Source organism: Vibrio sp. D173a (genome assembly GCF_030248475.1).
Map to the genome: position 1 here is coordinate 1 of NZ_JAHGAH010000974.1, position 661 is coordinate 661.

At 45.1% G+C, this 661-nt stretch carries 2 protein-coding genes; both read right to left on the reverse strand.

The window, feature by feature from the left end:
- The coding region (locus tag KIV40_RS30665) for a carbohydrate porin (RefSeq protein WP_285353059.1) at window positions 1-404 on the reverse strand (404 nt) is incomplete at its 3' end.
- A gap of 80 nt (window positions 405-484) precedes the next feature.
- Window positions 485-643, reverse strand: a complete 159-nt coding sequence (locus KIV40_RS30670; RefSeq protein WP_309145840.1) for a GH32 C-terminal domain-containing protein — start codon at window positions 641-643, stop codon at window positions 485-487.
- Between the last annotated feature and the right edge of the window lie 18 nt (window positions 644-661).

Consider the following 661-nt stretch of genomic DNA (forward strand, 5'->3'; position numbering starts at 1 on the left):
ACTGAGTACTCTAGGAATACATCAAGACCAACAGGGAACATGTCATAAGCTTCAAAGCGACCCGCTTTAATTGCCCAGCCGTCTTTTTTACCAAATTCAAAGTACGCATCATCCAGTGCAATATTGCCCGTGCTCTCAAACAGAGGCTGTGCTTTAACACCCACATAGTGGCCATTGCTCGTGTACTTTTCGCCTGCAAATTCAATTAGAACGCGGCCGTCTTGGTTGAATTCGCTGTCATTATTACCGTGTGATTCACGGTCTTGGTAGTTGAAGTTCAACTCGACGTTACCGCCAACAGAGAAGTTACCTTCTTCCGTATCAACAATGCTGATTCCAGCGTTCGCTGTCATTGCAGCCATTACTGAAGCCGCAGCGAGCGACATTTTTAGTGTATTTTTCATGCTAAACCCTATATTTTGGCAATAAGAGGCCCTCCCCGACGAGGGCCTTGTTTTTTTGTTTTGGAATAATTTATTGGTGGCTAGCGAGTAGCCTGTATCGCAGACATGTAATGCAGTGTGCCAGTCGCATTATCTAGCGTGACCAGAGACAGCTCATCAATGAAGATGCGAGAGGTAAACACTGTCTTGCCGTTGTCAGCAAAAATTTCAATCGCTGAGTTATCGACAAAGATGCGAATGGTTTGTGCTTGATCTAG